A 7,495-nucleotide genomic window follows, 5' to 3' on the forward strand; every position below is an offset into this window, starting at 1 on the left:
AGTATGGTCCATGTTCAAGACGGCGATCTGGTTGAAGTCCGTTATATCGAACAGAAATTCCCTCGGACGGTTAGGGTCACGGGTCATGTATGGGACCCAGTGGAGTTGGCCTTTCATGAAGGGATGCGAATCTCCGAGGTGATTCCGCATCCGGAAAGGCTTAAGCCTAAAGCCATTACCGATTACGCCCTCTTACGGCGCTACGACCCACTCACCACGGAATTCACCGCGGAAAAAATTCTTCTTCCTGAGATTTGGGCGGGTAAAATTGACTTCCCCCTTAAGGTCCACGACGAGATAAAGATTCTTTCTAAGGCCGAATACGGGATTGCAACCTTTGTGCATCTTCGGGGAGCTGTATGGAAGCCTGACGATTATGAATATACACCAGGTATGACCGTGCGCGACCTCATCGCGCTTGGGGGCGGTCTGCAAAAGTGGGCCAGCCATAAAGTTGTCGAATTGACTCAGCAGAAAATTATAAATAACGAAATTGTGACCGAGCATTTTAGACTGGACCTGTCTGACGAAAAAATTGATAAACGGCTTCGACCTTTTGACATGGTCAGCATACCGCGGGTAAAGGGCGCTGGGAGCATTCCTGAGGTTATTATAGAAGGGGAGATTCGTTTCCCTGGCCATTATGCCTTAAAAAAAGGGGAACGGCTTTCCGACCTCATTGCCCGCGCTGGAGGGTTCCTGCCCAGCGCCTATCTCTATGGAGCGAGGTTCTACTCTGCGAGCGCCCAAAAGATTCAACAGCAATCTCTTGATAACATGATCAGGGAACTGGAGATTCGTATCTCTGGCGCAGCGGTTGGAGTTGCCGCCACCGCGATCGAGCCGGGTATGGCCCAGGCTGCCACAGCCCAGCAGACCGTCATGACATCCTTTCTGGCCGGGCTTAAAAGCATCAAGGCCTCCGGCCGGGTGGCGATCAAGCTCGTTGATTTGAAAAGCTTCAGAGGCTCTCCCTATGATTTTAAACTTGGGGATCAGGACAGGCTGGAGATACCTGGCAAGCCTCCTTTTATCAGTGTGGTGGGCAGCGTCTATGCCCCCAATTCTTACCTCTATCAGCCTGATGTCACCCTGGCGGATTACCTGCAGCTGGCCGGTGGTCCATCAAAAACGGCTGATGCAAGGTATATAAGTCTGTGCAAGGCTAATGGTGAAGTGGTCGGGTTGCCTTCCATGAGTTCTTACAGCTTTTACAGGCAGAAGCTCATGCCAGGAGACACGATTGTCGTTCCGGAAAACATGGAAAGAATCCCGCGCTTTAAGATGATCAAGGATATAACCGACATCATGTACAAGATAACCCTTGCCGTTGGGGTTGTTGCCAGCATTATATTCTAGTAGTACTAATAAGGATGGAAAACATTACCACGCCACCAGTAGTTTATGTGCCTTCATTGCCTCTGCCAGAGGATAATGAGATAGACTTTCTAACCATCTGGCGAACACTCTGGCGCTGGAAGTGGTTTATTGCAGGGATTACTCTGGCCTGTACGCTGATTGCAGTCTATATTACCTTGTATAGACTTCCAGTGGTTTATCGCTCGGAAGTGGTATTACAACCAACGTTATCTCCCGAAACCCAGAGCGCGCTGGGAACGACCCTGGGCCAGCTTGGTCAGTTTATCTCACTGCCTCCGATTTCGGGCGGAGATAAATCCCAGCTCATCGTGAACTATCTTAAGAGTCGCAGTCTAAAAACTTGGATGATAAAAAAATTCAATCTTCTTCCCAGGCTATACCCCGATAAATGGAACAGTGAAAAAGGGACCTGGCTGGCTAAGGATCCAAAAGACATTCCCACGATTGTAAAAACAATCCAAACCAGGAAGATGGAACATGTTTACTCAGTTGAAAATGATGACAAAGCAGGTTTAATTAGCATTACCTTTGTGGACCGCGATCCAGCTTTTATCCCTAAGGTACTCGATGGAGTAACAGAGGAGTTAAACCGCTATTTAGCTTATGAATATATAACCGATTCCAAAAGGAAGCGTATCTTCATAGAGCAGCAGGTCGAAAGAACTAAAAGAGAAATCGAATACTGGGAGCGCCAGAAACCGGATGCGGATCACTCGGCCAGTGAAATACTGCGGGAGCAGCAGGCTGCGCTGGCCGCCTACACTGAACTCAGAACGCAATATGAGCTGGCCAGGGTGGAGGAGGCCGGGGAATTGATTGCCTTCAAGGTTTTAGATTCCCCCTTTGTTCCGGAAAAAAAGTACAAACCTAGAAGAACAATAATTTGCGCCCTTACCCTTGTCATCTCTCTATTTTTGACCATATTTATGGCGTTTTTCTTCGAATTTATTAAGAACGCCAGAACAAAAGAAGCGGAAGCAGAACCAATGCATACAGAGGCGCCCTCTGAAAATGCCACATGATTCTGTTGCTAATTTTCAACTTCTCATAACAGGAGCGTCAACCGGACCTGAAAATGATACCGACATATACAAACTGAGCACCGACGAATGAAATACCTTCTTGGGTTATGGATTCTGTTTTTCGCAGTTTTTCCCATTGCAAACCTTGCCGAACCTGCTGATAAGATAAAGCCTCTTTCCGGCTTCCCGGGTTACAGCGGCCTATGGGACATGCCGAACGCCCGAGTTCTTCCTGATTGGCACATGCGCATCGGGAGTTCCTTTTCCCCTCCATACTACTACTTCCACACCACCATCGGGCTTTTCGATCGAGTGGAACTGAACGGTAGAGTTACTGGTATCAGAGGGCTTCCGGCCCTTGGTCCAGGCTATGGCGATACCAAGGACAAGGCTATTGATGTTAAGCTCCTTCTTCTAAAGGAGAAGCCATTGCGGCCGGCCCTAGCTATTGGAGGGACCGATATACACGGAACCGGTATTTACACCTCCCGCTATCTGGTGGCTAGCAAACAAATTGGGCTGCTTGATATTACTCTGGGGCTTGGTCAGGGCATGTTTGGCGGAAAGAGCAGTTTGGAGCGGTATGAAGTTTCTGGTAAAAGTGATGATCGAGCCTTTGCCTACCTCTCCAGCACGGATACCGATTTTTCACTGTTTGGAGGCCTGGAGTATGCGGTCAGGGAAAACTTGCGCTTTACCGTTGAATACTCCTCTATTAAACATGAAAAGATTGCAGGTGTCGGCAAGGCGAGGCTCCCGCTAACCTTTGGTCTAAAATATACCCTGTGGGATCATATACATTTCAGCGCTGCTTTGGCCCGGGGCGAAAAATGGTCCGCCGGGATTCTTTTTCAATTCCCACTTGAGGCTGAGGGAATCCTGACCTGGAAAAAGGAACCAGCGCCGATCAGAGAAGAAAGGATACTTCATAAGGCAGCCAGGGCCAATGATCAGCAGCTGGCCGACCTCCTCACTGATGCGCTCAAAAAAGATGGTTTCAGCCACGTTAGGATTTTCGTCTTGAAGCCAAAATTATGGGTAGAACTGGAAAACATGCGCTACAACTCCCCGAGCCTGGCCCTGGGAAGGGCCTTTTTGGTGGTGAACCAGGTGGCTCCGGAAAGTATTAAAAAATTATATCTCGTGCTGGCACGTAATGGTATTTTTCAAACAGGACTGGCGGCCTCAAGAGATCACCTCCGTAATTTTGTGGAAAGTACAACCGATCTTGCCGGATTTCTCGAATTCGCCATCCTTACCCAAGAAAAGAATGATCTCTGGGCCGATTTTTTCACCTCAGAATCTCAGCTTAAAGAAGCGCATACCAAACCTCCCATCTGGTCAATTGAGGTTAAGCCCAAGCTAACTAATCTATTGAACGATCCATCTGGATTTTTTAAAACCAGGCTCTCCATTGATATTATCGGATCTATTTACCCGTGGAAAGGTGGATATTTTATAACGCGCTATTCCATACCTGTTTACAACGATATCAGCTCTTCCTCAAAAATGATAGAACCCGAGCCGGCAAATACGGACTATATCAACTACCTGAGCCGGCAGTCGGCCCATCTGATTGCCTATGGGTATGACCACATTTTCGACCTCCCCAAAACCTCTCAGGCCAGGCTCGGGTTAGGCGCCTTTGAGGCCGCTTATTTTGGGCTTGGAGGCGAGGTTTTCAAGTACTTCGGGGAGGGCCGATACGGACTGGGGCTTGAAAGCGAACTGGTCTGGAAGAGAAACATAAGTCATGACTTTGCCTTGCATGGCGAGCATAAGAAAGCCTACTATACCTACTTTCTAAACCTTTACGGCCAGCCATTCGGGTGGACTGGCATAGAAGTGGGGCTTAAAATAGGTCGTTTCCTCGGCGGAGACAAAGGCGTACGATTTGATTTCTGCCGCACCTTCAAACATTTCACCATTGGAGCCTGGTACACCGTCACCAACACCTCGCACTTTATAGATCCTAATAATCGAGGCTATAAGGATAAAGGTGTCTTCATATCCTTCCCGCTGAGTGCTTTCTCGGACAGGCCGGTGAGAAAGAGGTATCACTATGCTCTTTCACCCTGGACCAGGGATCCGGGACGCACGGTCAGCCAATTCCGCAGGCTCTATCCCTTTGGGAACGAACGGGAAACGATATCGTCCCTGAAAAACTCCATAATGGGGATGCGCCGATGAAACACTGTCTGGTCGTCCTGATAATTTTTTGCCTGAGCGCCTGCAGCGTAAGGTGGTATCACCCTGTTAAAGGAGAAGGTGATTTTGCCAAAGACAAGGCAGAGTGTGAGGTTATGGCCAAAATTATTGGACAAAACGCCTCTCACACCGGCCGACGCATAGAACCTCATGCTTATTACAAGGCTTTACAGAGCTGTCTCTATCAGAAAGGATGGTCCCTCGGCCCGCGGCAGGCCGAAACCGCTGAAGAACGCCCGGCTCCAAGACAATTGGCTGAAAAGGTGAGTGAAAGAACCTTCAAATTTGGGGAAAAAGAAGTTATACTGGTTGAAGGCGCCAAGATAACCAAGCATACGGTCTCCAGTTACGGCCCACTGCTCATGGAGACCCTGGAGTTTGAAGGCCAAATCAACAAGCTGTCCTACGAAGGTCAGATAATATTTCAAGAGGCCTTGGCCGCTTCGAAATTTGACCCGATCCTTTATCCCATCATTGAACCTTTCTTCACTTATACCATAGGAAGATTACCCAACGGCATCCGCTGGCACTCCTTTGCTGGCAAATTGAATAATAAGGATTGGTACGGCGGCCTGGGTAGCTACTTGCATATATCCAAAAAAAAGAGGATCGTTACTACCTTTACAACACTTCTTCCACCACAGATCATTTCACCACCCCCTCGCTGCCGCTTAAGTGAGGCTCAGGTTAAAACCCTGGATAATTTCCTGAGTTTTATACTACCCTGGTTTGAAGACCTTGAAAAACAGAAAAAAAGGCCGCCTTTTTTCAAACGGGAACGTTTCATATTTCAGCTAGCTGATTGAATTGGCAAAAAGCGCGGCAGCTATTCTTCTTTCTTGTTAGGGAGTAGTGTTTACTTCCTTAGCAATAAATTGGAAAAGGATATGACGAATCGAATTCAGTTTCAGGTTAAGATTTTCCCCTGCAACAATTTTTTATCACCGCCACAACACGCTCCAAGTCTTGGTCTGTCAGCGCTGTTCCAGAAGGCAAACATAACCCAAGTTCAAAAAGACGTTCAGAAATCGCACCGCCGCAAATGTGACAATCCCTGAAAACCGGCTGAAGATGCATCGGTTTCCAGATAGGCCGTGATTCGATATTTTCTTCCTCCAGGGCCAAGCGCACTGTTTCCCGATGTGCCCCAAACTCTTCCGGCTTGATCAAGATAACCGTGAGCCACCGATTCGATTTACCATAAGGGGCCTCAGGCATGAATTCAATCCCGGGCAGACCGCTAAGCGCCTGTTTATAATAGCCAAATATTTCCCTTTTACGCCGGACCCGGTCATCTAAAACCTTGAGCTGTCCCAGACCAATGGCGGCCAGGATGTTGCTCATGCGATAGTTGTAACCAATCACTTTGTGTTCATAATGGGAAAAGGGCTCGCGCGCCTGCTGCGAAAAGAAGCGCGCCGAATTAATTAATTTATCGTCGTCAGAAGCGAGCAAGCCTCCGCCGGAAGTGGTAATGATCTTATTGCCATTAAAAGAATAAACAGCGGCCCTTGCTCCCTTGCCAGCGTGCCTGCCTTTATAAGTCGCTCCGACGGCCTCAGCCGCATCAATAATGACCGGAATTTGATAAGGTGCGCAGACCTCAAGAATCCGGTCATAATCAGCGCATTGGCCGTAAAGGTCCGTTATTATAATCGCTTTAGGAACTTTACCAGAACCGGCTCGATCTTCAACCTCTTCAGCTAACAAATCAGGATCCATATTCCAGCTTGACGAATCCGAATCAATAAAAACCGGAATCGCCCCCATAAAGGTTATGGGTGTGATACTGCCGATAAAGGTCAAGGTGGAGGCAAGCACGATATCACCCGGAGCCACGTTTTGACAGCGTAAGGCCAGGTGTATAGCCGCGGTTCCGCTGTTAAGGGCCAGGCAATGCTTTAACTTTGTAAGCTCAGAAAAATCCTCTTCAAAGGCCTCAACCATCGGCCCAAGCGGAGCGATGTAATTGCTGGCAAAGGCCTCCTGCACAAGCTGTAATTCCTGCCCGCTCATGTGTGGGAGGGAGAGAAAGATTCGCCTATTCATTAAAGTCTCCTTCATCTTTGTCATTCAAATTTTTTTACTTTGGCAGGAACACCAAAGGCTATAACATTGGGAGGAATGTCACAATTTACAAAACTGCAGGCTCCAACAATGGCGTTTTCGCCAATCGTCACATTAGGCATCACAACGGTGTGGCTCCCTATCTTGCAATTTTCCTTTAATCTGACTTCACCTCTTTTGTTATCTATTGTAGAAATTGAATAGATAGAACAATGAGATCCAATCTGGACATAATCCTCTATGATGACTCCGTGTAAAGCATTAATATAGGTAAAAGCACCAATATCTGTCTTGTAACCAAGCTGAAATTTATCTATATGATATACAATCCAATTATATTGAGTCAATTTACCATCCTCAATATTCGGATATTTCCAATCTGAAAATCTACTTTCATTCTCCATAACGTCTATCTACTCCCTTTGAATTTTTCGGCAGTAGCATGTCCAGGCTGATTTATCCCTTCTCCTTTAAAAATCTTCCATATTGTCATGGCAATGATTTTAATATCTAGTGAGAAACAGTGGTTCTCAACATACCATAAGTCCAGTTTGAATTTATCCTCCCAGCTAATGGCATTACGCCCATTTACCTGAGCCCAGCCGGTAATGCCTGGCTTGACCTCGTGACGCCGTGCTTGTTCGTGGGTATAACGATCCAGGTATTCCATCAATAATGGGCGCGGACCCACCAGGCTCATGTCGCCTTTCAAAACATTCCAAAGTTCAGGTAGCTCATCTAAAGATGTCGCTCTGAGAAATTTACCTAAAGTAGTCAGGCGTTCATAGTCCGAGAGCAAAAACCCCTCTGAATTTCTT

At 47.4% G+C, this 7,495-nt stretch carries 7 protein-coding genes; 4 read left to right on the plus strand and 3 right to left on the minus strand.

The window, feature by feature from the left end:
* From JRI95_15400 to JRI95_15415, 4 genes are all read left to right on the plus strand, one after another.
* On the plus strand, positions 1–1,359 hold a 1,359-nt coding region (locus JRI95_15400; GenBank protein ID MBW2062927.1), incomplete at its 5' end, for an SLBB domain-containing protein.
* Positions 1,360–1,373: 14 nt separating this feature from the next.
* Entirely contained in the window at positions 1,374–2,402 is a 1,029-nt protein-coding gene (locus JRI95_15405; protein ID MBW2062928.1) for a hypothetical protein, read from the plus strand.
* Positions 2,403–2,489: 87 nt separating this feature from the next.
* Positions 2,490–4,592, plus strand: coding sequence for a YjbH domain-containing protein (locus JRI95_15410; protein MBW2062929.1), 2,103 nt, complete (start codon positions 2,490–2,492; stop codon positions 4,590–4,592).
* Positions 4,589–5,416, plus strand: a complete 828-nt coding sequence (locus JRI95_15415; GenBank protein ID MBW2062930.1) for a hypothetical protein — start codon at positions 4,589–4,591, stop codon at positions 5,414–5,416. Before JRI95_15410 ends, JRI95_15415 begins: the two co-directional genes overlap by 4 nt.
* Positions 5,417–5,522: 106 nt before the next feature.
* Here JRI95_15415 and JRI95_15420 read toward each other — a convergent pair whose 3' ends face one another.
* From JRI95_15420 to JRI95_15430, 3 genes are all read right to left on the minus strand, one after another.
* Positions 5,523–6,659 carry a DegT/DnrJ/EryC1/StrS family aminotransferase gene (locus JRI95_15420; GenBank protein ID MBW2062931.1) on the minus strand — a complete coding sequence of 379 codons (1,137 nt, stop codon included), beginning with the start codon at positions 6,657–6,659 and terminating at the stop codon, positions 5,523–5,525.
* Between the two features lie 20 nt (positions 6,660–6,679).
* On the minus strand, positions 6,680–7,081 hold the full coding sequence (locus JRI95_15425; protein ID MBW2062932.1) for an acyltransferase: 402 nt from the start codon (positions 7,079–7,081) through the stop codon (positions 6,680–6,682).
* A gap of 5 nt (positions 7,082–7,086) precedes the next feature.
* The coding region (locus tag JRI95_15430; protein MBW2062933.1) for a sugar transferase at positions 7,087–7,495 on the minus strand (409 nt) is incomplete at its 5' end.

Source organism: Deltaproteobacteria bacterium, from assembly GCA_019308995.1.
GTDB lineage: Bacteria > Desulfobacterota > Desulfarculia > Adiutricales > JAFDHD01 > JAFDHD01.